The organism is Loktanella sp. M215, from assembly GCF_021735925.1.
Classification (GTDB): Bacteria; Pseudomonadota; Alphaproteobacteria; order Rhodobacterales; family Rhodobacteraceae; genus Loktanella.
On record NZ_WMEA01000001.1, the window covers coordinates 868,149 to 892,583 of the forward strand.

24 protein-coding genes are annotated in these 24,435 nt (G+C 65.0%); 4 read left to right on the top strand and 20 right to left on the bottom strand.

Going from position 1 to position 24,435, the window contains the following annotated elements:
- Positions 1 to 3 precede the first annotated feature (3 nt).
- From GLR48_RS04215 to GLR48_RS04235, 5 genes are all read right to left on the bottom strand, one after another.
- On the bottom strand, positions 4 to 165 hold the full coding sequence (locus GLR48_RS04215) for a hypothetical protein (protein WP_237058970.1): 162 nt from the start codon (positions 163 to 165) through the stop codon (positions 4 to 6).
- Positions 162 to 1,541, bottom strand: coding sequence for an amidase (locus GLR48_RS04220; protein ID WP_237058972.1), 1,380 nt, complete (start codon positions 1,539 to 1,541; stop codon positions 162 to 164). The genes GLR48_RS04215 and GLR48_RS04220 overlap by 4 nt, the downstream gene beginning before the upstream one ends.
- Entirely contained in the window at positions 1,531 to 2,949 is a 1,419-nt protein-coding gene (locus GLR48_RS04225; RefSeq protein WP_237058974.1) for a TRAP transporter large permease, read from the bottom strand. The genes GLR48_RS04220 and GLR48_RS04225 overlap by 11 nt, the downstream gene beginning before the upstream one ends.
- Complete coding sequence (locus tag GLR48_RS04230) at positions 2,946 to 3,530, bottom strand: TRAP transporter small permease subunit (protein WP_237058976.1); 585 nt, start codon at positions 3,528 to 3,530, stop codon at positions 2,946 to 2,948. Before GLR48_RS04230 ends, GLR48_RS04225 begins: the two co-directional genes overlap by 4 nt.
- 73 nt (positions 3,531 to 3,603) lie before the next feature.
- The gene (locus tag GLR48_RS04235; protein ID WP_237058978.1) at positions 3,604 to 4,734 is read right to left on the bottom strand and encodes a TRAP transporter substrate-binding protein; all 1,131 of its coding nucleotides are present in this window, start codon (positions 4,732 to 4,734) and stop codon (positions 3,604 to 3,606) included.
- A gap of 483 nt (positions 4,735 to 5,217) precedes the next feature.
- Here GLR48_RS04235 and GLR48_RS04240 point away from each other — a divergent pair, with 483 nt between their 5' ends.
- Together GLR48_RS04240 and GLR48_RS04245 are read left to right on the top strand one after the other, a co-directional pair.
- Complete coding sequence (locus GLR48_RS04240; protein WP_237058980.1) at positions 5,218 to 6,405, top strand: PQQ-dependent sugar dehydrogenase; 1,188 nt, start codon at positions 5,218 to 5,220, stop codon at positions 6,403 to 6,405.
- Positions 6,398 to 6,976, top strand: coding sequence for a c-type cytochrome (locus GLR48_RS04245; RefSeq protein WP_237058982.1), 579 nt, complete (start codon positions 6,398 to 6,400; stop codon positions 6,974 to 6,976). The genes GLR48_RS04240 and GLR48_RS04245 overlap by 8 nt, the downstream gene beginning before the upstream one ends.
- A gap of 97 nt (positions 6,977 to 7,073) precedes the next feature.
- Here GLR48_RS04245 and pqqA read toward each other — a convergent pair whose 3' ends face one another.
- From pqqA to GLR48_RS04285, 8 genes are all read right to left on the bottom strand, one after another.
- On the bottom strand, positions 7,074 to 7,175 hold the full coding sequence (gene pqqA, locus GLR48_RS04250; protein ID WP_072858477.1) for a pyrroloquinoline quinone precursor peptide PqqA: 102 nt from the start codon (positions 7,173 to 7,175) through the stop codon (positions 7,074 to 7,076).
- Between the two features lie 219 nt (positions 7,176 to 7,394).
- Positions 7,395 to 9,116 (bottom strand): OFA family MFS transporter, encoded by a 1,722-nt coding sequence (locus tag GLR48_RS04255; protein WP_237058985.1) that lies wholly within the window; start codon positions 9,114 to 9,116, stop codon positions 7,395 to 7,397.
- Between the two features lie 255 nt (positions 9,117 to 9,371).
- Positions 9,372 to 9,536, bottom strand: coding sequence for a hypothetical protein (locus GLR48_RS04260; protein WP_237058987.1), 165 nt, complete (start codon positions 9,534 to 9,536; stop codon positions 9,372 to 9,374).
- A gap of 103 nt (positions 9,537 to 9,639) precedes the next feature.
- Positions 9,640 to 10,620, bottom strand: a complete 981-nt coding sequence (locus tag GLR48_RS04265) for a type I glyceraldehyde-3-phosphate dehydrogenase (RefSeq protein WP_237058989.1) — start codon at positions 10,618 to 10,620, stop codon at positions 9,640 to 9,642.
- Between the two features lies 1 nt (position 10,621).
- Positions 10,622 to 11,443, bottom strand: coding sequence for a bifunctional allantoicase/(S)-ureidoglycine aminohydrolase (locus GLR48_RS04270; protein WP_237058991.1), 822 nt, complete (start codon positions 11,441 to 11,443; stop codon positions 10,622 to 10,624).
- A gap of 135 nt (positions 11,444 to 11,578) precedes the next feature.
- Positions 11,579 to 14,611: a DNA translocase FtsK gene (locus tag GLR48_RS04275; RefSeq protein WP_237058993.1), complete on the bottom strand. Its 3,033-nt coding sequence runs from the start codon at positions 14,609 to 14,611 to the stop codon at positions 11,579 to 11,581.
- A gap of 11 nt (positions 14,612 to 14,622) precedes the next feature.
- Positions 14,623 to 15,801 (bottom strand): aminotransferase class I/II-fold pyridoxal phosphate-dependent enzyme, encoded by a 1,179-nt coding sequence (locus GLR48_RS04280; protein ID WP_237058995.1) that lies wholly within the window; start codon positions 15,799 to 15,801, stop codon positions 14,623 to 14,625.
- 136 nt (positions 15,802 to 15,937) lie between these two features.
- Positions 15,938 to 17,263: an amidase gene (locus GLR48_RS04285; RefSeq protein ID WP_237064357.1), complete on the bottom strand. Its 1,326-nt coding sequence runs from the start codon at positions 17,261 to 17,263 to the stop codon at positions 15,938 to 15,940.
- A 48-nt stretch (positions 17,264 to 17,311) separates the two neighbouring features.
- Between GLR48_RS04285 and GLR48_RS04290 the strand changes: the two genes are divergently transcribed.
- Positions 17,312 to 18,559 carry a UbiH/UbiF/VisC/COQ6 family ubiquinone biosynthesis hydroxylase gene (locus GLR48_RS04290; protein WP_237058997.1) on the top strand — a complete coding sequence of 416 codons (1,248 nt, stop codon included), beginning with the start codon at positions 17,312 to 17,314 and terminating at the stop codon, positions 18,557 to 18,559.
- Here the strand turns inward: GLR48_RS04290 and GLR48_RS04295 are convergent.
- Genes GLR48_RS04295 through GLR48_RS04305 form a run of 3 tightly spaced genes read right to left on the bottom strand, consistent with a single transcriptional unit; the run spans position 18,556 to position 20,321 of the window.
- A complete protein-coding gene (locus tag GLR48_RS04295; RefSeq protein WP_237058999.1) occupies positions 18,556 to 18,738 on the bottom strand; it encodes a Trm112 family protein in 183 nt (60 codons plus the stop codon). The two genes, GLR48_RS04290 and GLR48_RS04295, sit on opposite strands and share 4 nt — an antisense overlap.
- On the bottom strand, positions 18,735 to 19,373 hold the full coding sequence (locus GLR48_RS04300; RefSeq protein WP_237059001.1) for an LON peptidase substrate-binding domain-containing protein: 639 nt from the start codon (positions 19,371 to 19,373) through the stop codon (positions 18,735 to 18,737). Before GLR48_RS04300 ends, GLR48_RS04295 begins: the two co-directional genes overlap by 4 nt.
- 30 nt (positions 19,374 to 19,403) lie before the next feature.
- Positions 19,404 to 20,321, bottom strand: coding sequence for a thioredoxin family protein (locus tag GLR48_RS04305; protein WP_237059003.1), 918 nt, complete (start codon positions 20,319 to 20,321; stop codon positions 19,404 to 19,406).
- A gap of 158 nt (positions 20,322 to 20,479) precedes the next feature.
- Here GLR48_RS04305 and GLR48_RS04310 point away from each other — a divergent pair, with 158 nt between their 5' ends.
- On the top strand, positions 20,480 to 21,058 hold the full coding sequence (locus GLR48_RS04310) for a GDSL-type esterase/lipase family protein (RefSeq protein ID WP_237059012.1): 579 nt from the start codon (positions 20,480 to 20,482) through the stop codon (positions 21,056 to 21,058).
- A 41-nt stretch (positions 21,059 to 21,099) separates the two neighbouring features.
- On the opposite strand, the gene rlmH is transcribed toward GLR48_RS04310, so the two are convergent.
- The 4 genes from rlmH to GLR48_RS04330 form a co-directional block, all read right to left on the bottom strand.
- A complete protein-coding gene (gene rlmH, locus GLR48_RS04315; RefSeq protein ID WP_237059014.1) occupies positions 21,100 to 21,570 on the bottom strand; it encodes a 23S rRNA (pseudouridine(1915)-N(3))-methyltransferase RlmH in 471 nt (156 codons plus the stop codon).
- Positions 21,570 to 21,950: a ribosome silencing factor gene (rsfS, locus tag GLR48_RS04320; RefSeq protein WP_442915752.1), complete on the bottom strand. Its 381-nt coding sequence runs from the start codon at positions 21,948 to 21,950 to the stop codon at positions 21,570 to 21,572. Before rsfS ends, rlmH begins: the two co-directional genes overlap by 1 nt.
- Before the next feature lie 155 nt (positions 21,951 to 22,105).
- Positions 22,106 to 22,597 (bottom strand): hypothetical protein, encoded by a 492-nt coding sequence (locus GLR48_RS04325; protein ID WP_237059016.1) that lies wholly within the window; start codon positions 22,595 to 22,597, stop codon positions 22,106 to 22,108.
- A gap of 11 nt (positions 22,598 to 22,608) precedes the next feature.
- Positions 22,609 to 24,420, bottom strand: a complete 1,812-nt coding sequence (locus GLR48_RS04330; RefSeq protein WP_237059018.1) for a YadA-like family protein — start codon at positions 24,418 to 24,420, stop codon at positions 22,609 to 22,611.
- Positions 24,421 to 24,435 lie beyond the last annotated feature (15 nt).

A 24,435-nucleotide genomic window follows, 5' to 3' on the forward strand; every position in this document is an offset into this window, starting at 1 on the left:
TGATCAGTCCTTTTTATCGCGGCTTGATGTGGCGAAGTCATAGCCGGCCAACAGGATCGTCAGGCCCAGCACCACGAGCAGGTCCGGGCTTGGCACCCTGTAGGCCAGAATGCCAAGGAAGCCCGCGAGAATGACGAAGGCGAACAGGGCGAGAATGCGGTTCATGATGTTTCCTTTGTCGTGGTGTCGCCACCAGTGGCCCAGTCGTGAAGCCATTGTGCGGTGCGTAGCAGGCGGGTGTCGTTGCCACGCGCCGCCACCAGTTGCACGCCCATCGGCATGTCGTCCGCGTCGATCAGCAACGGCAGGGTGAGGCAGGGCGTGCCGCAGAACGTCCAGAGCCCGTTGAAGATCGGATCGCCGGTGGTATCGAGGCCTTTTGGGGCCGGTCCGGTCGCGGCCGGGCAGATGATCGCGTCGCAGCGGTCGAAGATCTCCTCCAGCGCTGCGTTCAGAACACGCGGCACGTCGCGGGCCGACAGATAGTCGCGTGCGGCTGTCGCATTGCCCTTTTCGATGCCGGCACGCGTTTGAGGGCCCAGCTGGTCTGCGCCGTCGCGCCAGTAGCGGTAGTAGTGATAGGCCATTTCGGAGGCATTGATCGTCTGCCGCTGTGCCGCCGCGGCGGTGAAGACGTCCGGCAATGTCACCTCGAAGACCTGATCGCCGAGGGCCGCCACCAGTTCGTCGAAAGCCGCATGAAGGCTTGGGTCCGCGTCCGCCCAGCCGGGCGGTTTGACGAAGGCGAAGACGGGGGGCAGCGGCGGCAGCGTGCGGGTGGCCCGCACGAGCGCGGGCGAAGGTTCCGGGTGGATGGCCGGATCCTCGGCGTCGTACCCAAACAGGACTTCGGCCAAAAGCGCCGCACCGCCGGGGTCGCCGGCGAAGACGCCGACCGTATCGAGTGAGGGCGACTGGGGCAGGATGCCGGTGCGGGGAATGGCACCGAACGTCGGCTTGTACCCGGTGACGCCGCAGAAGGACGCGGGGCGGATCACCGATCCGCCGGTCTGCGTGCCGATCGCCAGCGGCACCATGCCGTCGGCGACAGCGGCGGCAGAGCCTTGCGACGATCCGCCGGGGGAATGGGACAGGTTGTGCGGGTTGGCCGTCTTGCCGGGCTGCATAAAGGCCAGTTCCGTCGTCACGGTTTTACCCATGATGATCGCGCCTTCTTTCTTCAGTCGCGCGACGACCCAGGCATCACGGAACGGGATGCGGCCCGCGTCGAGGGCGCAGCCGTTTTCCGTCGGGATCCGGGTGGTGTCGATGATGTCCTTGATCCCGACGGGCAGCCCGTGCAGGCGGCCCAGCGGCTTGCCTGCACGCCGGTGCGCATCCAGCGCCCGCGCCTGGGTGCGGGCGAACTCTGGGTCGAACCAGGCCCAAGCCCCGACCTGAGACTCTCGTTCCGCGATCCGGGCGATGTAGCTTTCGACGAGCGCCAGCGCATCGAGCGCGCCCGAGGCCAGCCTGTCGCGCAACAGCAAGGCGCCCGGTGCGGCGAGGAGCTGTTCGCTTTGCTTGGGCTTAGCGGCCATAGAACAGGTCCGGCAGATAGAAGACGATCTGCGGGAAGATATACATCAGCACCATGCTGATGAGCACGCAGAGCAGGAATGGCATGACCCCCTTGAAGATCTGCGTCAGACGCAGTTCCGGCGGCGCGATACCCTTGAGGTAATAGGCCGACATGGCCATCGGCGGCGTGAGGAAGCTGGTCTGCAGGTTCAGCGCCACGAGGATGCCGAAGAACAGTGGATCGATCCCGAAGACTTCGAGCAGCGGCAGGAAGATCGGCACGAAGATGATGATGATCTCTGACCATTCCAGCGGCCAGCCCAGCAGAAAGATGATCAGCTGCGCGATGATCAGGAACTGGATCGGCGTCAGGTCCAGACTGGAGACGAATTCCCCGATGACCTGTTCCCCGCCAAGGTAGGAAAACACGGCCGAGAAGGTGTAGGAGCCGACGAAGAGCCAGCAGACCATCGCCGTCGTCCGCACGGTCAGATAGACGCTTTCGCGCAGCCGTTGCCACGTCATCGCACGGTAGAGGAAAGCCAGCAGGATCCCCCCCAGCGCACCGATGGACGCGGCTTCGGTCGGGGTGGCCAGACCGAACAGGATGGACCCGAGCACCGCGAAGATCAGGAAGGCCAGCGGCACGAAGGACGTGATGATCAGCCACAGAACCTGCATCCGTGGCATGTCCGGGACTTCGTCCTCCGTGGGCTTTGGCGCCGACGAGGGTTGCAGGATGGACCGACCGACAATGTAGATCAGGTAAAGGCCCACCAGCGTCAGGCCCGGCAGCAAGGCCGCCGCATAAAGCCGGACGATCGAGACGTTCGTCGCCGCCGCATAGACGATCAGCATGATCGACGGCGGGATCAGGATGCCCAGCGTGCCACCGGCACAGATGATGCCGGCCGCGAAAGACGGGTCGTAGCGCGCCTTGAGCATCGCGGGCAGCGCCAGCAGACCCATCAGCGTGACGACGGCGCCGACGATGCCGGTCGCGGTCGCAAAGAGCGCGCAGGTGATCAGCGCCGCGACGCCCATCGAGCCGGGGACGTTCTTGGATGCGATGTTCAGGGTGGTGAACAGGCGGTCGACGATGTTCGACCGTTCCACGATGTAGCCCATGAACAGGAACAGCGGGACGGCGGTCAGAACCTCGTTCGACATGACTGTAAAGGTCTGGTTCACGAAGAGGTCGAAGATCCTGTTGTTCAGAAACCCCTCGATCCAGGTCGACCAGCTGTCCCAGGTGCTGGCGGTGTCGTCCAGACGTTCGAACGCGCGCCACATGCGGCTGGGATCGAAGTAGGCGAAATAGCCGAACCCGATGCCCATCGCCATCAGCGTGAAGGCGATCGGGAAACCCAGAAAGACGAAAACGATGAACAGCCCCAGCATCATCAGGGCAACTTGCGGGTCAGTCATGACAGATGATCTTTCTCGGCCTTGTTGGCTTCACGCATCAGAAGGTCTTCGGTTTCGAACACGTCTTCGGACGCCTCGATCCATTCATTGGTGCGCATGGCGATAATGCAGCGCATGAGTTGCGCGATGCCCTGCACGAAGAGCAACAGACCCGCCGCCACGATGACGGTCTTGAATTGATAGATCGGCACGCCCGCCGGGCTGGCCGCGGACACTTCGGCGTAGCCCCACGACCGCGCGGCATATTTCCAGCCCGCGAAGATCAGGGCGGTCACGCCGGGAAAGAAGAAGATGATGTAGAGGACAAAGTCGATCTTGGCCTGCGTGCGCGGTTGCAACAGCCTGTAGAGGAAGTCGCCGCGTACGTGCCCACCACGTGACAAGGTATAGGCCCCGCCCATCATGAAGAGCGCACCGTACATGATGAACGACACGTCCAGCGCCCAAGAGGTCGGGTCGTTCAGCACGTAGCGTACGAAGACCTCGTAGCCCGTGCCAACCGCCATGACGATGATAAGCCAGGCGAAAGCTTTTCCGAACCATGCGGAAAGGCCGTCGGCGAACCGAATGAATGCGATCATGATATCCCCGCAGATCGTCGAAAAAACCTCGGCGCAGGTTGCGCCGAGGTTCAGAACGGCCAAATTGACCGGATTACAGCTTCACCTTGCCCGGGAAGTAGTGATCGTAGGCCAACCCGTAATCAGGAGAGTTCATGAGCTCGTAATACGATACGCGCTCGACCCACGCCCGTTGGCTATCAAGGGTCTTCTTCATGAAGGGATCGGTTTCCAGTTCGGGGATCAGCTCGTCCCAGGCCGCCAGCTGCGCGTCGAGGATTTCCTTCGACGTCCGGTGGACCGTGACGCCCGCATCGTTCTGCAACCATTGCAGGTCGGCGGAATAGCGGTCCATGGCCTTGGCCGTGTTGGCGGTCGAGGCTGCCTCGACGCCATATTTCAGGATGGCCTGGAAGTCGGGATCGAGATCCTCGAGGAAGGCGCGCGAGAACAGGAATTCGAAGCTCTCGGAGGCCTGATGGTAGGACGAAAGGTAGTAGTTCTTGGCCACGTCCTGCGCGCCGAAGTCCTTGTCCGACGACGGGTTGTTGAATTCGAACGCGTCGATGACGCCACGTTCCATGGCGGGCACGATCTCTCCGCCGGGCAACTGGGCCACGGACATGCCCATCTTGGCCATCAGGTCAGCGGCCAGACCGACGGTGCGGTACTTCAGGCCCTGCAGGTCGGCGACGGTGTTGACCTCGTTCTTGAACCAGCCGAAGGGCTGCGCGAACATCGGGAAACCCAGACGGCCGACGACATCAAGACCCATGATCTCTTGCGTCAGTTCGTCATAGAGCTCCATGCCGCCGCCGGCGTAGAACCAGGACAGCATCGTCGTGGCGGATCCGCCGAAAACCGGGCCGGTGCCGAACAGCGACGCGGCCTTGTTCTTGCCGTACCAGTAGACGGGCACCGAGTGGGCGGCGTCGATCAGACCGTCGTTGACGGCATCCAGCACCTGAAACGCACCGACGACGGCGCCTGCGGGCAGCACGTCGATCTTCATGCGGCCGCCGGACATTTCCTCGACCCGGGTGGCATAGTCGCGGGCAAAGTCCTGCCAGATATTCGCATCGTTCCACGATGTCTGCATCTTCACGACAAGCGGCGACTGGGCCAGAACGGCGGGTGCCGCCAGCATGCTGCCGGTTGCGACACCGCCCGCCAGCGCGGACTTCGTCAGGAAAGATCGGCGATTGAAATTTTTCAATTGTGTCATGGTTCTCCTCCCAGAGTGATCGTCACTGCAGTGTTTGCACATTTTTCGGGCGCAATGACGTATCGCCGCGAAGTAAAACCATATGTCGGTCCTTTGCAAGTATGTTAGCGTCGGACAAAAGACGGTTTGTTACTTGATATGGCCACATAAAAACGGTGTCCGGTCGTGGCAGGGTCAAATCACTGGCTCTCTGCCTCACCCTCCCAATTTCGCAGGACGGTCATTTTTGCCGCGGAGTGCAGATTGACTGTGTTGGCTGGCGCCGATGCAGATGGATCATGTCCTGCACTTTCAAGACATTTATCGAATCGAAGTCGCGACAGCGTGTGAGCCATCCCGGCCTGGCAAACCGTCGCAACATAAGGGTTCGTTCAATTACAAGTTGCGCATGCACGCTTTTCTGGCATCCTTGGACATGGTGATGTTAGCGTTGCTGTGGAGGTCAGCACCGCAATTCGTGTCGCTGAAAAACAGGAGGATATTATGAAATTCGGACAGATAACCGCTGTGTCGATGCTCAGCGTTTTCGCGCTTGGCACGCAGATGGCGTCAGCGCAGGCCCCGGAAAAAGGCAGCCCGCTTGAAGGTCGGCCGGAGACCGAAGCGGCGCAGGAGCTTGCCCCGCAGACCCCGCCACCCCTGCCCACCGCAGAAGCCGATTTGCCGACCCTGACCGTTCCTGACGGCTTCAAGGTCGAGGTCTTTGCCAGCGGCATCGCGAATGCGCGCACGCTGCGCGTCGCTGATGACGGCACCGTTTTTGTCGGAAACTGGCAGGGCAACGCGGTCTGGGCCATTCCGCCCGGCGGCGAAGCCGTCAAGCTTTATGAAGGGCTGGACTGGCCCAACGGCATCGCCCTGCACAACGGCGATCTTTATATCGCCGAGCACACGAAGATCTCGGTCGCCAAAGACATCATGAATCACCTCGACAGCGCCCCGGCGCTTGAGGAGATCTATGCGGACCTGGGCGAGCCGCGCCCCCATGGCTGGCGCTTTCTGGCTGTTGGCCCGGACGAGAAGCTTTATGTTTCGAACTCTTCGCCCTGCAACATCTGCGAACGCGAGGACGGCTTTGGCGAAATCCGCCGGATGGAGCTTGACGGGTCCGGCGCAGAGCCGATCCTGACGGGCATGCGCAACACGGTCGGCTTTGACTGGAACCCCAAGACCGGCAACCTGTGGTTCACCGACAACCAGCGCGACTGGCTGTCAGAGGACATCCCGCAGGACGAGCTGAACGTGCTGACCGAAGAAGGTCAGGACTTTGGTTTCCCCTATTGCCACAACGGGCTGTTTACCGATCCGGAATTCGGCTGGGGTCATGAGTGCAGTGAATTCACCGATCCGGTCGCACTGCTTGGGCCGCACACCGCGCCGCTTGGCATGCGCTTTTACGAGGGCGACATGTTCGGGGATGACTACAAGGGTCAGATCTTTATCGCCAAGCACGGCCCCTGGAACCGGACCGAAAAGGCCGGCGCCGAAGTGGCCGTGGCCTATCTGGACGGCGACGCCAAGATTGGGCGCACCGAGCCGTTCCTGACCGGCTTCATCGTCGACAATCAGTATGTTGGTCGCCCTGTCGATGTCGCCACGATGCCGGACGGATCGATGCTGGTGTCGGATGACTGGAATGGCGCCATCTGGCGTATCAGCCACGATGAATAAGCGGCTTGTCACATTTGCGGGGTCGGCGCTTTGCGCCGGCCTCGTCACGCCAGCCATCGCTCAGGATCAGTTCGAGACGATGAAAGACAGCTGCATCGCCTGCCACGGCGAAGAGGCCGAGGCCGAGGCCGACGTGCCCGCATTGGGCGGTATCGATGCCTATTATGCGTTGCTGCAACTTGTAGCCTTCCGTGAAGGCCAGCGTGAAAACGAGATCATGAACGGCATGGTCGCGGATTTCAGCGATAACGATCTGCGTGCGGCATCCGAGTGGATCGGATCACTGCCGCCACAGGCCGCACCCGAGGACACGCCGGATCAGGCCCGGATGGACGCCGGGGCCGCTTTGGCTGAAGAGCATCGCTGCAATACCTGTCACGGTGCGGACTATCTGGGCGGCCACCAGATGCCGCCGCTGCGCAATCAGCGCGAACAATACGTCCTGAAGGCGCTTGGCGATTACAAGGCAGAACGCCGGATTGGCGACCGTGCCGCCATGGTCGAAGTGGCGTCCGCCCTATCGGATGAGGACATGCAGACGCTGTCGTATTTCGTCGCGCACCTCGAATGAGGTCGCGCCGCTAAATCTACCGCAGCCGCCATGACCGGCGGTTGTCATGAGATGTGCGCGGAACGTCACGCAAGACATTGCCGCGCACATCGGTCTTTCAGAACAAGACGCCGCCGGCGTCTTCTTCGCTGTCGGGGCCATACATGTTGATTTCCATACCGCATTCGATTTCGCGGATGATCGGTTTCGTCCAAGCCATCTGATGTCTCCTGAAAAAGTTTACGTGACGTCGACTATCGTGAAGCGTCCGTCCTGCGTCAATCAAACTTACGTCGGAAGGACTATTGTGTAGGGGAAAGACGCGCCCTTCAGCCCTGTAGGCGAGGTTTGGGTCCGACGCGCGCCGGACCCGTCAGGGGACGCCTTCGATTGACCGATGCTGGCGCACCACCGGCATGGGAATGCCGGTGGTGTCAGGTCATTCGCCGGGGACAGCCTCTGCGGTCCGGACCTCGTGATGGTGCACTGATTTCACGGGCCGCATGAACAGGTTGGCGAAAAACGCCACCACAAGAAGCGCCGCCATGCAATACATCGTGGTATTATACAGCGACGAGGTCGGGTCGATGGTGCCCGCCGGAGCGATCTCCATCAATCTTGCGATGGTCACGGTTTTGGCCGCGACGAGCTGGTCCAATTGCGCCAGCGGTGCACCGAACGTCTGGGTAAAGCTGGCGGGATCGACCCGGGCCGCAAGGTCGTTGATCGCGTTCGTCACGGACATCTGCCGCAGGGACGTGATCGCAAGCGGTCCAAGCACGCCCGCCGTGGACCATGCCGTCAGCAGGCGCCCGTGAATGCCGCCGACGTGCATGGTGCCGAACATGTCCGCGAGGTAGGCCGGAATGGTCGCGAAGCCGCCGCCATACATCGAAAAGATGATCATCGTCGCCGCATAGAACCCGATCAGATAGATCAGCGACGGATTCGTCGCGACGCTGGTGGCGAAGAACGGGATCGACAGGTAGAGCGCCGTGCCCAACACGAAGAAGCACATGTAGGTCGCCTTGCGGCCGATGTAATCCGACGTCGACGCCCAGAAGAACCGTCCCACCATGTTGAAGACCGAGATCATCAGGACGTAGGTCGATGCAAAACCCGCCGTCACGACCAGCGGCATCACCGACCCGAAGATTTCGGACATCATGGTCTTGGCCACGCCGATCACGCCGATGCCCGCTGTGACGTTAAAGCACAGCATGACCCACAACTGCCAGAACTGCGGTGTCTTCAGCGTCTGATCGATGTCGACATTGTTGCGCGACACCATGCCCGATGCGACCGGTTTGGGCACCCAGCCTTCGGGTTTCCAGTCCTGTGCGGGGACGCGATACTGGAACGAGGCGATGATCATCACGATGAAATAGACCACGCCCAGCGTCAGGAACGTCTGTGCTGCACCGGTATTGCCGGTGCCAACCTGATACAGTCCCGCCTCGCCGCCAAAGGATGCGGCCTGTGCGGCCGATGCGACCACGACCTCGACCTGGCCCGCCGCCGTTTCGGCCATGACCCGGCCGTTTTCGACAACGGTCTGGATCGCGTCCTGTGCGCCCAGAAACGTCGGCGCGCTTTGGAATTTTGCGAGAAGCCAGCCCTGCACCGGTGCCGCGATCATCGCGCCGCCGCCAAAGCCCATGATCGCCATGCCCGTCGCGAGACCGCGCCGGTCAGGGAACCAGCGGATCAGCGTCGAGACCGGCGAGACGTATCCCAGCCCCAATCCGCAGCCGCCGAGGACGCCGTACCCCAGATAGACCAGCCACAGCTGATGCGCCGAGATGCCGAACGATCCGATGATGAAACCGCCGCCCCAGAGAAAGGCTGCCACCACGCCCACCATCCGCGGCCCGACGTCTTCCAGCCACTTGCCCGCAAAGGCGGCCGCAAGCCCGAGGAAGACGATCGCCACGGAAAAGATCCACACGACGGAACTCAGGCTCCAGTCGTCGGCACTCGACGCCACCACGCCCAGTTCCCGCGTCAGGGGTGGGTTGAACACCGACCATGCATAGACAGAGCCGATGCACAGGTGGATGGCGATGGATGCCGGCGGGACGCGCCAGCGGTTGTAGCCTGGTTTCGCAACGATGTGGCTCTTGTGCAAAAAGCCCAACGCACCGCCTTTGGTATCGGCCATCTTATCTCCCCCCAATAATAACGCATGGCGCGATCCTCCTCCGGGGATCGCAACCTGCGGCACGCAGGACCGTGCAAAAAGATAAAGGACGGTCGCGGCGCTGATCTGTCAACAGGTTTTACGGTTTTCCGCCCGCGGCAACGGGATCTGTTGTCTGAAGCGACCAAGGGAAGTGGCACGGACGGTCCAAAATTGGGCACCATGGCACGAACCGGCCGACCCTCGGTCTGAACGAGGGATGACCGGGGGGCCGGGTCAGTCCGATCCACGGCCCGGCAGGGTTTTGCGCAGCAAGATCACAAGAGGCGGCGCACGAAGGGAGGCATGAATACCAAACCGGACCGCCAGTTCCGACAGGGTCGCCCCGCCTTTCAGCGCCTCAAGCGCCACCTTCACCTTGAATTCAGGGCCCCGTTGCATGCGGTTCGACATCTTCGATCGCTGTCGTGGTGAAGTTCGGCAGACGGCAAATCGGCGCTGACGTCCGTGTCCCGTTTTCCGGGGGCACCTCAATCTGCCCCTGTCAACGCCCGCCCATGCGCAGGGCCATGTCGATCATGCGCGCCGAAAAACCCCATTCGTTGTCGTACCAGCCGAACACCCGGATCTGGTGATCGGTGGTGGCAAAACATTCCGGCAGCGCGACAACCAGCGATTCGGGCCGCGCGCGCAGGTCGGAGGAGACCAGCGGCAGGTCCGTCGTCCCGATCAGCGCCGGATCGGTCTGCCGCAGCACCGCATGTAATGCGTCGGTCGTGACCGCCCGGCTGACCGTCGCCGTCAGGTCGATGCAGGATACGCTGGCGACCGGCACGCGCACGGCCGCACCGGTGATCCGACCGGCCAGTTCCGACACCACTTCAGTCACCAGTTCCGTCGCGCTGGTCGTGGTCGGCACCATCGACAGCGCGCCCGCCCGGCTGCGGGCGAAATCGCCGCGGGGGGCGTCGGTCATCGGCTGGCTGGAGGTATAGCAGTGGATCGTCGTCATATGCGCCGCGGTGATCCCCAGTGCGGCGTGCAGATGCTTGACGATCGGGGCGAGAGCGTTCGTGGTGCAGCTGGCGTTCGACACGATGCGTGCGTCGCCTAAGGCGGCGTCGTTGGCGCCCAGCACCACCGTCACCTCTGCCGCAGGCGACGGGCCGGAGATCAGGACCGCCCCTGCCCCCGCCGTCAGGCCGCGCCTGGCGATGTCGGAGGTGCGGGCGATGCCGGTGCATTCGAGGACCAGATCGACGCCGCGCAGATCGAGGGTCGACAGGTCCCGGGACTGTGTGAAGGCAAAGGTGCTGTCGCCCACCATCAGCGCACCGCTGGCGGCGGACACGACCTGCGGGAACGGGCCGAACACGCTGTCATAGCCGAAGAGGTAGGCGCAGATGTCCAGCGGTGCGATGTCGTTGATGCCCACGACTTCGATGCCCGTATCGGTGCGGGTCGTCAGCAGTTGCCGCAGGATCGTGCGGCCGATGCGGCCGAAGCCGTTGATCAGGATCCGCATGTCAGCGCAGGGTCAGCGGCATCTGCCGGTTCACATCCTTGTAGAGCAGATAGCGGAACGGCCCCGGCCCGCCCGCATAGCAGGCCTGCGGGCAGAAGGCGCGCAGCCACATGTAATCGCCCGCCTCGACCTCGACCCAGTCGCGGTTCAGGCGGTAGACGGCCTTGCCCTGCAGAACATAAAGGCCGTGTTCCATCACGTGGGTTTCCATGAAGGGGATCGTGCCGCCGGGCTGGAAGTTGACGATGTTGACGTGCATGTCGTGGGCCATGTCCGCGGGGCTGACGAAGCGGGTCGTGGACCACGCACCATTGGTGCCGGCCATCTCGATCACCGGGGCGTCGGCGTCCTGGGTCACGAAAGGCTCCGGCGGGGCGATGCCGTCGACGGCGACATAGGCCTTGCGGATCCAGTGGAAGGTGCAGGGCGCGTCGTGGTCGTTGGCGAAGGACCATGCGCAACCGGCGGGCAGATAGGCGTAGGAGCCGGGGAACAGCAGGTGGGTCTGATCGCCGATGGTGAGTTCGGCGTGCCCCGCAACGACGAAGAGCACGGCCTGTGCCGCAGGGTCTGTTTCGGGAGTATCAGAGCCGCCGCCGGGGGCGACTTCGGTGATCGTGTGGCTGAAGGTTTCCGCAAAGCCGGTCATCGGGCGGGCGATGACCCACATGCGCATCTTGCGCCAGTGCGGCAGGAAACTGGTCGTGATGTCGCGCAGGGTCCCCTTGGGGATCACCGCATAGGCCTCGGTGAAGACGGCGCGGTCGGTCAGCAGATCGGTCTGCGGCGGCAGGCCGCCGGTGGGGGTGTAGTAATCGGTCATGTGTCACGTCCCTGTTGCGGGATCGTTAGACACCCTTTCGCGGGTCTTGGCAAAGGGCAGAGGGGGGCTGTCTGCCCCCCGCCGCGTGCCGCGACTCCCCCCGAAAGTATTTTCGACCAGAAGAAGACGGACCGGTCAGTGCTGTTCGGGGACGAGGACTTCGCGTTTTCCGACGTGGTTGGCGGAGCTGACCACGCCCTGATCCTCCATCTGCTCGACCAGGCGCGCGGCCTTGTTGTAGCCGATCGCGAGCTTGCGCTGGATGTAGGAGGTGGAACACTTGCGGTCCTTGATGACGATGGCGACCGCCGTGTCGTAAAGCGCGTTTTCCAGATCCGATCCGTCGGCGAGGCCGAGCACCGCATCAATGCTGCTTTCGGTATCCTCGTCAGGGCCTTCGATGACGCCGGACATGTATTCGGGCGGCCCGAAGGATTTGAGGAAGTTGACGATTTCCTCGACTTCCTCGTCGGAACAGAACGGCCCGTGGACGCGCGTGACCTTGGAGCCGCCTGCCATGTAGAGCATGTCGCCCATGCCCAGCAGCTGTTCGGCGCCCATTTCGCCCAAGATGGTGCGGGAGTCGATTTTCGAAGTCACCTGGAAGGAAATCCGGGTCGGGAAGTTGGCCTTGATCGTGCCGGTGATGACGTCAACGGAGGGACGCTGCGTCGCCATGATGAGGTGGATGCCGGAGGCGCGGGCCATCTGGGCGAGGCGCTGGATGCAGGCCTCGATTTCCTTGCCGGCGACCATCATCAGGTCGGCCATCTCGTCCACGATGACGACGATGTAGGGCAGCACGACGGGTTTGAACTCGTCGGTTTCGAACACCGGTTCGCCGGTTTCATCGTCAAACCCGGTCTGCACGGTCCGGCTGAAGAGTTCGTCGTTGGCGAGCGCCTCTTTCACGCGGCCGTTGTAGCCGTCGATGTTGCGCACGCCCATCTTGGACATCTTGCGGTAGCGCTCCTCCATCTCTCCCACGACCCATTTCAGGGCCACAACAGCCTTTTTAGGGTCTGTGACGACGGGGGAGAGCAGGTGCGGGATGCCGTCGTAGACGGAGAGTTCCAGCATCTTGGGGTCGATCATGATCATCCGGCATTCTTCCGGCGTCAGCTTGTAAAGGAGCGACAGGATCATGGTGTTGATGGCCACGGATTTACCGGAGCCGGTGGTCCCTGCGATCAGCAAGTGAGGCATCTTGGCGAGGTTGGCGACGATGGGTTGGCCGCCGATGTCCTTGCCCAGCGCCAGGGGGAGTTTCATGTTGCTGTCGCCGAAATCGCGGGCCGAGAGGATTTCGCGCAGGACGACCTTTTCGCGGTTTTCATTCGGCAGTTCGATGCCGATCACGGTGCGGCCCGGAACGGTCGACACGCGGGCGGAGAGCGCGGACATGGAGCGCGCGATGTCGTCGGCCAGACCGATGACGCGCGACGCCTTGAGGCCCGGTGCCGGTTCGAGTTCGTACATCGTGACGACGGGGCCGGGACGAACCGAGACGATTTCGCCCTTCACGCCGTAGTCGTCGAGCACGCTTTCCAGCATGCGGGCATTCTGTTCCAGCGCCTCGTCGGACAACACGTGGCGTTTGATTTCCGACGGGTTGGTCAGCAGGTTCAGCGGCGGGTGTTCGTAGTCGGCGTATTTTTCCTCGAAGGTGAGGGAGGGCTGCGCCTCGGCCCGCGCCTGTTTGCTGGGCATCGTGGCGCGGTTCATGCCGTGCTGCACGACGGCCTTTTTCGGGGCCTGCGTGGGAATCGCGGGGCGCGGGGCCTCGGGGTCGAACAGGGGTTCGGCGGTCAGGGACGGTGCCTCTGTCCGGGGCATGGGGCTGCGCTGATAGACGGCGGGGGCGGTTGCGGGCGGCGGCATGTCGTCTTCGTCCTGCGCGGCGAAATCCTGCGCGTCGAATTCCTGTGTGTCGACATCCGGCGTGTCGTCGATCAGCAGGTCTGCGTCGTCCTGCCAGACCTGCTGCGGGGCGGCGGCCGCCGTCAGCGGCGGGACCGACGGCAGGATCAGCGGGCGGGGGCGTTTGCCGGCAGTCAGCGAGGGTTCGATCCGGATGCCGGTGACGGGATGCGGTTCGGGCTGCGGCTTGGGCATGACGCGGGACTTGATGGCGTCGGTGATCCGGCTGCGCACGCGGTCGTCGGTCGGTGCGTCGAGGTCGTGATCGAAGACGTCAGCCTCGACCAGTTCCGGTTCCGGCGCGGCGCGGCGGAGCATGCCGCCGATGCCCGGCATCTTGCGGTGCGCCTGCGCCTCTGGCGCGGGGGCGGGAGTCTGGGGCGCGGGTTGCGGGTCGACGTAGCTGCCATCGGCGCGGATGATCGGGGGCATCTTGCGGGGGCCATCGTGGGCCATGACCGGGCGGGGGCGCGCGGCGGGAACAGCGCGGGTATCGACGGGCGGTTCCACCGGGCGCGTGGCGCGGGCGTCGGCGCGGTCCTGCATCCGGGCCGCCATGCTGCTGCGGGCGGCGACTGCGGCCTGCGTGGCGCGGACCGTGCCGCGCCCGATCAGGCCCAGCAGCATGTCGTAGATCATCACGGTGCCCATCAGCACGAAGCGCAGACCGGTGCGCAGCTCTGGCCGGGTAAAGCCCAGACCGAAGGCCAGCAGAGCCACGGTGGCACCGCCCAGCAGCAGCGACAGCAGCTTGACGCCGATGACGGGGCCCAGCGGCAGGATCGTCAGCGCCATGCCCAGCACGGTGTCGCCGAAGAGGCCCCCCATGCCGAAGTTCGCGGGCCAGTCGATGCCGCGCGGTAAGGAGGCGGCGTAAAGCGAGGCGGCGGCGATGACGACGGGGATGTAGACCACGCGGCCCATGGCCCGGTCGGACCCACGGTGCAGCACGAAGCGCGTGCCCCAGGCGATCAGGACGAACGGCAGGGTCCAGATGCCCTTGCCCACGATCATCATCAGCGGGGCGGCGGTGGCGGCACCGAAGAGGCCCAGCCAGTTCTGCACCGGTGCGTCGCTGGCGGAAATCCACGACGGATCGGTGGGCGAGTAGCTGAAGCAGATCATCGCGACCACGAGGCCCAGCACGATCAGGGCGATCCCCAGCAGTTCCCGGCTGCGGCGTTCAAGCGCGGCCTGGGTCTCGCTGTCCAGAAGCGGATCGCGGTGCCGTGTCTGATAGGATGCCATCTTGCCGTTCCTCACTGGTAAAGCGTGTCGCGCAGGCGGGTCAGACCGCGCTCTACGTCGTCCTTGGGGCCGCAAAGGGCCACCCGAATGTAATCTGCGCCGGGATTCGCGCCGCCTGCGTCGCGGGACAGGTAGGCGCCGGGCAGCGTGCGCACGCCCGTCTTGGACCACAGGTCCAGCGCCGCCCGTTCGCCGTCCGCGACCGGCAGCCAGAGGAAGAACCCGGCCTCTGGGCTGCGGTATCCCGGCACGTTGCCGAGGATGCGGTCGGCGATCTCGAATTTCTCGATGTAGAGCGCGCGGGAGGCTGTGACGTGATCCTCGTCGTCCCAGACGAGGGCCGAGACCGCCTGCACCGGGCCGGGCAGTGGCGCGCCGGCGTAGGCGCGCAGGGCGCGGATCGCAGCGATGTTGCGCGGGCCGGAGGCGCAGAAGCCGGAGCGCAGGCCCGCGAGGTTCGACCGCTTGGACAGCGAGTGGAAGATCACCACGCGGTCGGGGTCGGCGCCCATCGCCTGTGCCACCTGCAGCGCGCCCACGGGGGGCGTGTCGCGCCAGATCTCGGAATAGCATTCGTCGGCGAAGATCTTGAAATCGTGCTTTTCGGCAAGGCCGATCAGGCTGCGCCAGTAGTCTTCGGTCGCCACGGCGCCCTGCGGGTTTGCAGGAGAGCAGATATAGGCGATGGCGGTGCGGTCCAGCACGTCGTCCGGCACCGCGTCGAAGTCCGGCAGGTGGCCGGTGTCGATCGTGGCAGGCAGATAGACGGGTTCGGCACCGACAGAGAGGGCCGCAACGGCGTAGACCTGATAGAAGGGGTTCGGCGTCAGGATGACGGGCGTCTGGCCGTTCTTGGTTTCGGGGCACAGCGCCATGGCGGCGTTGTAGAGGCCTTCGCGTGTGCCGTTCAGGGCCATGATCTCTGTCGTGGCGACAGTCACGCCATAGCGGCGGTGCAGCCAGCGCGAGATCGCGTCGAGCAGCGCGGGGCTGCCGTCGTTGTTGGGATAGCCGCCGAAGCCTGCGATCTGGGCGGCCATCGCGTCAGCCAGAAAGGGCGGCATGGGGTGCTGCGGGTCGCCGATGGTCATGTTGATGGGATCGCCGCCGGGCTGGACAGAGTCCAGCAGGCCACGGAGTCGGGGCCACGTCGCAACCGGAAGGTTCGCAAACCGCTTGGGGAAATCCATCACTGCCTCGTTACGGGATCATAAAGCGCCCCGCTTGGGGTCAGGGTAGCCGCTACGTGATGTGGCTGTCCAGCGGGTTACCCCCCAAACCAAGGGGGATCGGTGCAAATTGTGTCATTTCGGTTGCGCCGCGTGATCAGGCCAGCGCCGCCTCTGCCACCGCTGCGACGCGCAGCAGGCGGTCGTCCTGCCCGGTGTGACCGCAGAGCATGATGCCGCAGGACGGCGTGCCGGTCGGCAGGGTCACGGCGGGCAGGTCCATCAGGTTGGCGACGCGGGTATTGCGCAGGGCCAGCAGGTTTTCCGCCTTGTAGTAGTCGGCATCGTCCAGAAGGCGCTGCGCATGCGGCGGCAGGATCGGCGCGGTCGGCATGATGACGGCATCAAAGGCGGCGGTGGCGGCGGCGTATGTTGCGCGGATGCGGCGCAGGGTGGACCATGCGGCGATGTAATCGGCGGCCTTCACATCCGCCCCGGCGCTGATCCGTTCATAGATCTGCGGGAACATCGCGTCGGGGTCGGCCGCGATCCGGTCGCGCCACCACGCCCAGCTGTCTGCGGTGTAAAGCGGGCCGGCGAAGGCGAACGCCTCGGTCAGGTCGGGGACGCTGAGGTGGGTGATCTGCGCACCTGCGTCGCGCAGTCGGTCGGTGGCGGCAGTGAAGCCTGCCAGTGGTGCGTCCCGCACATCGTCCATCGCCACGGTATCGAGGATCGCAAGGCGCAGGGGGCCAGTCGCGTGGCGCAGGTCGGGGGCTTGCGACCCTTCCAGTGCGGCGGTCAAGAGGGCGGCGTCCTGCACGGACCGGCAGAGCGGGCCGACGGTGTCGAAGGTCAGGCAGAGCGGCACGGTGCCAGCCAGCGACAGCCGCCCGTGGGTCGTCTTGAAGCCGGTGATGTCGTTCCACGCCGACGGGATGCGCACCGACCCGCCGGTGTCGGACCCGATGCCCGCGGCGGCGAGGCCGAAGGCGACGGACGCGGCGGCCCCCGAGGACGACCCGCCCGGCACCGCGTCGGGGTCATTCACATTGGGCGGCGTCGCCGTCATCGGGTTCAGGCCAAGACCGGAAAAGGCGATTTCCGACAGGTGAGTCTTGCCAAGGCAGACGAGGCCCGCCGCGGTGGCGTTGCGCAGCACCTCTGCATCACGACCCGGCGTGCGGCCCGCCATCAGGCGCGTGCCGGCCTCTGTCGCGACACCGGCCGTATCGAAAAGATCCTTCCAGCTGATCGGCACGCCGTCGAGAGGGCCGCGCCGCAGACCGGCCTTGGCACGCTTGGACGCGGCCTGCGCCTCGGCCCGGGCGCGGTCCGCCGTGACGCGGGCATAGATGCGGTCGCGCATCGGATGGGCGGCGATGGCGTCAAGGTAGGTCTCGGTCAGGGTCACCGGGTCGATGGTGCCATCGGCGATCCCTTCGCCAAGGGCGGTTGCGGTCATCCAGCGCCAGTCGTCCATCATCGTCACTCCTTGGATTGCAGCGCCACGCTAGCGACCCCGCACCGCATGGACAATCCCGCCCGGACGCCCATATGTCAGGCCATGGAACACACAGACATCATCATCGTCGGTGGCGGGCTGAACGGCCCGGTGCTGGCACTGGCCGCCGCACAGTCCGGGTTTCGGGTGACCGTGATCGACGCGGTGACGCCGGACACGCACCGCGACCGCGATTTCGACGGGCGCGCCTATGCCATCGCGCTGGGGTCCATGCGCCTGCTGCGCGGCGTGGGGGTCTGGGACGCGGTGAAACCCGACGCCCAGCCGATGCTGGACATCAAGGTGACCGACGGCCGCGCCGGTGAAGGCGCAAGCCCCTGGATGATGCATTTCGACCACGCCGAAATCGAGGAAGGCCCGATGGGCTGGCTGGTGGAAGACCGCCATCTGCGCGCGGCCCTGCTGGATGCGATCGGGGCGCAGGACCGTATCACCCACCTGACCGGGCGCAGCGTCATGGCGCAGGCCGTCACCGGCGGCGGCGTCACGGTGACGCTGGACGGTGACGACACCCTTGCCGCGCGGCTGCTGGTCGGCTGCGACGGACGCACCAGCGGCGTGGCCAAGCGGGCGGGGATCAAGCGGACCGGCTGGGATTATGACCAGATCGCGCTGGTCTGCGCGGTGGAACACGACCTGCCGCATCATGGCGTGGCGCATCAATTCTTCATGCCCGGCGGTCCGCTGGCGATCCTACCGCTGACCGGCAACCGCAGTTCCGTGGTCTGGAGCGAGCAGGCCGACCGCGCCCGCGCCACCCTGGCGCGTGACGATGGCGGCTTTCTGGCCGCGCTGCGACCGGCCTTCGGGTCGTTCCTGGGCGAAATCCGTCTGGTCGGGCAGCGGTTTTCCTACCCCCTTGGCCTGACGCTGGCGGACAGTCTGATCGCACCGCGCACGGCGCTGGTGGGCGATGCCGCCCACGGTATCCACCCGATCGCGGGTCAGGGCCTGAACGCCGGATTGCGCGATGTCGCGGCGCTGGCACAGGTGATGGAGGATGCGCGGATGCGCGGCGAGGATATCGGCAGCGCGGTCGTGCTGGACCGCTATCAGGTCTGGCGCAGGTTCGAGGCGACGCGGCTGGCAATCGCCACGGATGCTTTCAACCGGCTGTTTTCCAACGACAACCCGGTGCTGCGCGGATTGCGTGACCTTGGCATGGGTGCGATCAACGCGATGCCGGGACTGCGGCGGCGGTTCATCCGCGAAGCGGCGGGCCTAACCGGCGATCTGCCGCGGCTGATGCGCTAGTCGTCCAGCACCCGCGCCTCGTCCACCAGCATCACGGGAATGCCGTCGCGCACGGGAAACGCCAGATGGGCGGCCTTGCTGACCAGTTCCTGCCGTTCGGCGTCATAGCGCAAAGGTCCCTGCGTCCGCGGGCAGATCAGCGATTCCAGCATGCGGGGGTCGAAAGGCGTCTCGGTCATTGCATCACCTCGTCATCGCCGCCACGCAGGGAATATTCGATCAGCGTCATCAGGGTTTCGCGCCGGGTCGACAGGCTCGGCGCTTCCAGCAGGGCCTGCTTGTCCTCTGGCGGGAAGGGGCAGAGCATGGACAACGAGTTAATCAGCAACTCGTCCTCGGCCTCGCCCAGCGATTCCCAATCGGTCTTCAGGCCCTGATCTTCGAAAAAGCGGCCCAGCGCTTCCATGAAGACCGCGCGGTCAAAGTCGGCGTCGTGCTCTGGCCGGCCCAGATCACGTTCGAACCCGGACCATTTCACCTTGCAGCGGCGGTAGGGGGTGAACCCCTCGACCTCTTCGGTCACGCGGAACCGGGACACGCCCGACAGCGTGATCATGTAGCGGCCGTCGTCGGTTTCGGTGAAGGCGTTCAGCCGCCCTGCGCAGCCGATGCTGTGCAGCTTGCCGGCCTGGCCGGGGGCATCATAGGGCTGGATCATCCCGATCAGACGGGTCTGCGTCTTCATCGCATCCTCGATCATCTGCAGGTATCGCGGTTCGAAGATGTGCAGCGGCAACCGCCCCCGCGGCAGCAGCAAGGCGCCGGGAAGCGGAAAGATCGGGATGGCGTCGGGAAGGTCAGCTGATGATATCATGATGCCGTTCCATCTAGCCCGCACCGCGGATCAGGCAAATATCATTGACGACAGTTTGCGCCGTCCGGTCAGGACGATCGGATCCTTCGGCGGCAGGGCGTCGAAAACCTTGAACAACTGGGTCTTGGCGGCCCCGTCGTTCCACTCGCGGTCCCGGCGGAACAGGTCCAGCAGGTGATCCACCGCCTCCTGGCTGCGCCCGCTGGCGTGCAGGGCCGTCGCAAGGTCAAGGCGGGTCTGGTGATCGGTCTCGTCGGCGGCGAGTTTCGCCTCAAGCTCTGCCACGGGGCCGGCGCTCTCGGCTTCGCGCAGCAGGGCGATGCGGGCGGCAACAGCCTCCAGGGCCGGATCGGTGCTGATCTCGGCGGGGGCGCCGTTCAGGATCGCTTCGGCTTGGCCCAGATCGTTCAGCGCCAGATGCGCCGACACGAGGCCCGCATAGGCGGCGGCACTATTGGGATCTTCCTGCAGGATCGCGGCAAAGGTTTCGGCGGCATCGGCGGCCGCACCTTCGTCCAGCATCTCCTGCGCGGCCGTGATTGCATCGGCCAGACCGTTGTCCTCGGCCTCGCCACCGAGTGCGGCGGTCTTCTCGACGAAGGCGTTCACCTCGGACGGGGGCAAGGCGCCCTGAAAGCCGTCGACCGGCTGGCCCTGCCAGAAGGCATAGACCGTGGGGATCGACTGCACGCGCAGCTGCCCGGAATATCCGGGGTTCGCGTCGACGTCGATTTTGACCAGCTTCACCCGGCCATCGGCCTTGGTCACGGCAGCCTCGATCGCCGGGCCGAGGGTCTTGCACGGCCCGCACCAGGTCGCCCAGAAGTCGACGATCACAGGCACCGTCATCGACATTTCCACGACATCGGCGATAAAGCTGTCGTCGGTTCCGTCCTTGATGTGCGCGCTTGCGGCAGGTTTTGCCGGTGTCTGGCCCAGAATTTGCATCGCTGTCTCCTTGATCCGTCGTTGTCCCCTATATGTGGGCGCGCAGCGCAAAGGCCAAGGGGGATTGCCCGACTTGGCCGCAAGGCCTAGCGTCGGCGCCATGATGCGCACCATAATGACCTTCGGCGACAGCAATACCCACGGCACGCCCCCCCATCGTGACGCGGGGCGTCTATGCCCGCCACGATGCCACAACGCGCTGGCCGCAGGTCATGGCGGCCGAACTGGGCTGCGAGTTGATCGAGGAAGGGCTGCCGGGCCGCACCGCCTGCCCCCTGACGGACCCGGAAATGGGCGCCCATATGAACGGTCAGCTTGGCCTGCGCATCGCGCTGGAAAGCCACGGCCCCATCGACGGGCTGACGATCATGCTGGGCACCAACGACTGCAAGGCGCATTTTGGCCTGACCCCAGAGGGGATCACCGCGGGTATCGCAGGCTTGCTTGCCATCGCCTGCGGCGAGCCGATGCAGACCCGGCACGGCGGGTTCAAGGTGCTGCTGATCTGCCCGCCGCCGGTGCTGGAACAAGGTCCCATCGCACAGGTTTTTTTTGGCGGCGCGACCAAATCACTGGCGCTGCCGCCGCTTTACGCATCCTTGGCCCGGACCTGGAACGTCGGGTTTCTGGACGCCGGACAGCACATCGCCGTCAGCCCGCAGGACGGCGTGCATTACAACGCAGCGACACATCAGACGCTGGGACTGGAAGTCGCGAAAGCCGTCGCGCGCCTCTGAAGCCGCCTCGCTTTTTCTGAAAATACTCCCGCCGGAGGCTCCTACACCCGATGATAGGGCGATCCCGCCAGAATGGACGCGGCACGGTAAAGCTGTTCCGCGAGCATCACCCGCACCAGCATGTGCGGCCAGACCATCTTGCCAAACGACAGCGCCGCATCGGCCCGGTCGCGCAAGGAGGGGTCGATACCGTCGGCGCCACCGATGACGAAGGCGACGTCCTGCCGCCCCTGATCGCGCCAGCCGCCCAGCTGGGCCGCGAAATCGGGGGATGTCATCACCTTGCCGCGCTCGTCCAGCACGCAAAGCAGCGCGCCGTCAGGCACCACTTTCGACAGCAAAGCGGCCTCTCCGGCCATGCCGCCGCCCTTCTTGTCCTCGACCTCCACGACCTCTGCCGGGCCAAGCGCCAGCGCACGGCCCGTCCGGTCGAATCGGGTCAGGTAGTCGGTAATCAGCGCAGCCTCGGGGCCGCCGCGCAGGCGGCCCACCGCGCAGATGCGCAGGCGCATCAGGGGGCCTTGGACGGATCCACGGTCAGGAAATCCTGGCTTCCCGGGGTCCACATCTTTTCCAGCTGGTAGAATTCGCGCACTTCGGGCCGGAACAGGTGGACGATCACGTCGCCGGTGTCGATCAGGACCCAGTCGCCGGTATCCTTGCCTTCGGTCTTGGTGATCAGGCCATAATCCTGCTTGAGCTTGTCTGTCAGATGTTCGGCCATGGCCGAGACCTGGCGCGTGGACCGGCCGGAGGCAATCACCATCCAGTCGCCCATTTCCGACTTGCCGCGCAGGTTGATCTTTACAACCTCTTCGGCCTTGTCGTCGTCCAGTGATGTCAGGATTGCGTCAAGCAGCTGGTCGCTGTCGTAAGAAGCCGCCGCCTTCACAGCGTGGGCCCCTTGGGTGGCAGCGGATGCTGCCGAGGTGGAAAGAGACAGTGCATCGTCCTCCGATGAAAAGCACCGGACGGGTGGCCCCGGTGCAAGGCCTGATTGAAACCTAGGGGGTCTCCCACAAAATTTCAACAACCGAAGGCGGGGCGTTAGTCCGATGCGGGGGGCGTGTCAACCGTGACCTGTGGCGCCGACGTTTCGAACGCGCCGACGGACAGGCCATAGATCAGCCAGCGTGCGTTTTCGTTCACGAACTCCAGATCGAAGGTGATGGACCGCGGGTCCAGCGGGAAATAGCCCGACAGGCGGATGATTCGCTGATCCAGCGACACGTCGCTGCGCTGGATCACCGGAGCGACGGAGAGGACGGGCAGCAGGTCCAGCGCCTCGGACCGCACCCGTTGCAGCAGGATCGCCAGATCCGTCGCCGTGTTGGCATCGTGGAACGAGGTGGAGGCATAGTCGCGCAGGGTCGTGTAATTGCCGGTCCAGTTCGCCTGATTGACCGCCAGCAGGGCGTCGCGGATCAGGGCGACGGCAAAGCTTTCCTCGATCTGCGGGGTCTGCTGGGCCGTGGCGGGCAGGGTGAGGACAGCGGCAAACGCCGTGGCCAGAAGCCACGGCGTTGCACGGTTTCGCAATTTGTCTGTGATTACCACGAGTAGCTGACACCCACACGACCGCCGACCTTCTGACGATCAAAGCCATAGGTCACGCCGGCATCGACCTGCGTGTTGGTGTTGATCCGGAACGCGCCGGACATCGCAAAGGCCGTCGCGCCGTCGAATGCACCCAAGCCGCCCGAAACCGCGTACTGGCGGTCGACGGGGACGTAGGGCACCTCCAGCGCCATGGCCATCGCGATGCCATCGCGGTTGTCCAGGATGTCGTTGCGGTTGCGCTGGATCTGCGCACCCTGTGCCGCGATGGAACTGCCCTGCGACGCCAGCGTCTGGCCGATGCTGGCGAAGGCGGTCACGTCCGTGTCGCTGACGGCAAGGTTGCCGTTGGCATCCGAGGTGACAAGGCGCACGCTGCCGGATTGTGCATCCCGGCTGGCGTCGGAGGTGACACCGGGCAGCGTGTAGGTATTGGTCGCCGTGCCGACCACGACCTGATTGTCGCGCGTGGCCTGCGCCCCGTTGCCGATGGCGACGGAGTTCGCGCCCGAGGCCGTGGCGAGATTGCCGAAGGCCAAGGCCGTCAGGCCCGAGGCGGTCGCGTTTTCGCCCACGGCCGTCGACCGCTCGCCACTGGCGACGGCAAGGTGACCGAAGGCCTGCGCACGGACGCCGGTGGCCTGCGCCCGCCAGCCGATGGCCGTGGCACCTGCCATGGTGGCCTGCGACTGCCCGCCGACCGCGGTCGAGGAGGTGCCGGAGGCGATCGTCTGCATCCCGGTCGCACCGTCGCGGTTGCCGCCGATGGCCACGGCATCCGCGCCGCTGGCCAGTGCGGTATTGCCGATGGCGATGCCATTCACGCCGGATGCCACCGAATCCTCGCCACCCGCAAAGGACTGGTCACCCGAGGCCGTGGACTGGTGGCCGACGGCCGTGCCCATGGCACCCGTGGCCCGGGCCTGCCAGCCCAGCGCCGTGGCACCGGGCGTCGTGGCATTGCTTTCACCGCCAAGCGCCGTGGTGGAGTTCCCTGCCGCATTGGCCTGATCGCCCAGCGCCAGCGCGTCGATGCCGTTGGCGGTCGACAGGTTGCCGATGGCGGTGGCGTTATTGCCCAGCGCGCGGCTGTCCTCACCGATGGCAAGCGCCAGATCGCCGGTCGCCGTGGACTGGTGACCGAAGGCCTGCGCCTGCGCGCCGACGGCGTTCGACTGCCAGCCGATCGCGGTCGCCCCGGCCCCGTTGGCACTGCTTTCGCCGCCCAGCGCCGTGGTCGAATTGCCCAGTGCGCTGGCTGCCGCACCGATGGCGACGGCGTCGTTGCCATTGGCAACGGCACCCGTGCCATCGTCCACGACACCATTATTGTCGGCATCATTGTTGCCGCCGATGGCAATCGCGCTGATGCCCGTGGCCGAGGCGTCCTCGCCCACGGCGACCGATTGCGCACCGGCGGCCGTGGTCTGGTGACCCAGCGCGGTCGAGCGGTTGCCGATCGCCATGGCTTCCCAGCCGAAGGCGCTGTCGCCGGGGTTCTGGGCAAGGCTCTCTCCGCCGACGGCGGTCGTCGATGGTGCGATGGCCTGTGCCCCGGTGCCGGCATCGTCGCCGCCGATGGCAACCGCATCCTGACCAGAGGCCAGAGAGTCATTGCCGATGGCCACGGTGTTGTTGCCGGATGCGTTGGCGCCCGACCCGATGCCCACGGCATCGGTGCCGGTCGCGGCACCGCCGCCAGCCGGATAGGCCTGTGCTGAGGCCGCGTGAGACGTGCCGATGAGGATGATGGAGGCGACGGTCGTCAAAAGCGTCGCAGACGCGGTTGAACCACGGGAAAACATATTGGAAACCCTTTA

Excerpts from the sequence above, each read along its gene's own strand:
- GLR48_RS04240 (WP_237058980.1), top strand. The coding sequence starts at position 5,218 with ATGAAATTCGGACAGATAACCGCTGTGTCGATGCTCAGCGTTTTCGCG.
- GLR48_RS04270 (WP_237058991.1), bottom strand. The coding sequence starts at position 11,443 with ATGACCGATTACTACACCCCCACCGGCGGCCTGCCGCCGCAGACCGAT.
- GLR48_RS04260 (WP_237058987.1), bottom strand. The coding sequence starts at position 9,536 with ATGCAACGGGGCCCTGAATTCAAGGTGAAGGTGGCGCTTGAGGCGCTG.
- GLR48_RS04265 (WP_237058989.1), bottom strand. The coding sequence starts at position 10,620 with ATGCGGATCCTGATCAACGGCTTCGGCCGCATCGGCCGCACGATCCTG.
- GLR48_RS04220 (WP_237058972.1), bottom strand. The coding sequence starts at position 1,541 with ATGGCCGCTAAGCCCAAGCAAAGCGAACAGCTCCTCGCCGCACCGGGC.
- GLR48_RS04225 (WP_237058974.1), bottom strand. The coding sequence starts at position 2,949 with ATGACTGACCCGCAAGTTGCCCTGATGATGCTGGGGCTGTTCATCGTT.
- GLR48_RS04295 (WP_237058999.1), bottom strand. The coding sequence starts at position 18,738 with ATGACCGAGACGCCTTTCGACCCCCGCATGCTGGAATCGCTGATCTGC.
- GLR48_RS04305 (WP_237059003.1), bottom strand. The coding sequence starts at position 20,321 with ATGCAAATTCTGGGCCAGACACCGGCAAAACCTGCCGCAAGCGCGCAC.
- GLR48_RS04215 (WP_237058970.1), bottom strand. The coding sequence starts at position 165 with ATGAACCGCATTCTCGCCCTGTTCGCCTTCGTCATTCTCGCGGGCTTC.
- GLR48_RS04290 (WP_237058997.1), top strand. The coding sequence starts at position 17,312 with ATGGACAATCCCGCCCGGACGCCCATATGTCAGGCCATGGAACACACA.
- GLR48_RS04230 (WP_237058976.1), bottom strand. The coding sequence starts at position 3,530 with ATGATCGCATTCATTCGGTTCGCCGACGGCCTTTCCGCATGGTTCGGA.
- GLR48_RS04280 (WP_237058995.1), bottom strand. The coding sequence starts at position 15,801 with ATGGATTTCCCCAAGCGGTTTGCGAACCTTCCGGTTGCGACGTGGCCC.
- GLR48_RS04275 (WP_237058993.1), bottom strand. The coding sequence starts at position 14,611 with ATGGCATCCTATCAGACACGGCACCGCGATCCGCTTCTGGACAGCGAG.
- pqqA (WP_072858477.1), bottom strand. The coding sequence starts at position 7,175 with ATGGCTTGGACGAAACCGATCATCCGCGAAATCGAATGCGGTATGGAA.
- rlmH (WP_237059014.1), bottom strand. The coding sequence starts at position 21,570 with ATGCGCCTGCGCATCTGCGCGGTGGGCCGCCTGCGCGGCGGCCCCGAG.
- GLR48_RS04300 (WP_237059001.1), bottom strand. The coding sequence starts at position 19,373 with ATGATATCATCAGCTGACCTTCCCGACGCCATCCCGATCTTTCCGCTT.
- GLR48_RS04330 (WP_237059018.1), bottom strand. The coding sequence starts at position 24,420 with ATGTTTTCCCGTGGTTCAACCGCGTCTGCGACGCTTTTGACGACCGTC.
- GLR48_RS04285 (WP_237064357.1), bottom strand. The coding sequence starts at position 17,263 with ATGGACGACTGGCGCTGGATGACCGCAACCGCCCTTGGCGAAGGGATC.
- GLR48_RS04245 (WP_237058982.1), top strand. The coding sequence starts at position 6,398 with ATGAATAAGCGGCTTGTCACATTTGCGGGGTCGGCGCTTTGCGCCGGC.
- GLR48_RS04255 (WP_237058985.1), bottom strand. The coding sequence starts at position 9,116 with ATGGCCGATACCAAAGGCGGTGCGTTGGGCTTTTTGCACAAGAGCCAC.
- GLR48_RS04235 (WP_237058978.1), bottom strand. The coding sequence starts at position 4,734 with ATGACACAATTGAAAAATTTCAATCGCCGATCTTTCCTGACGAAGTCC.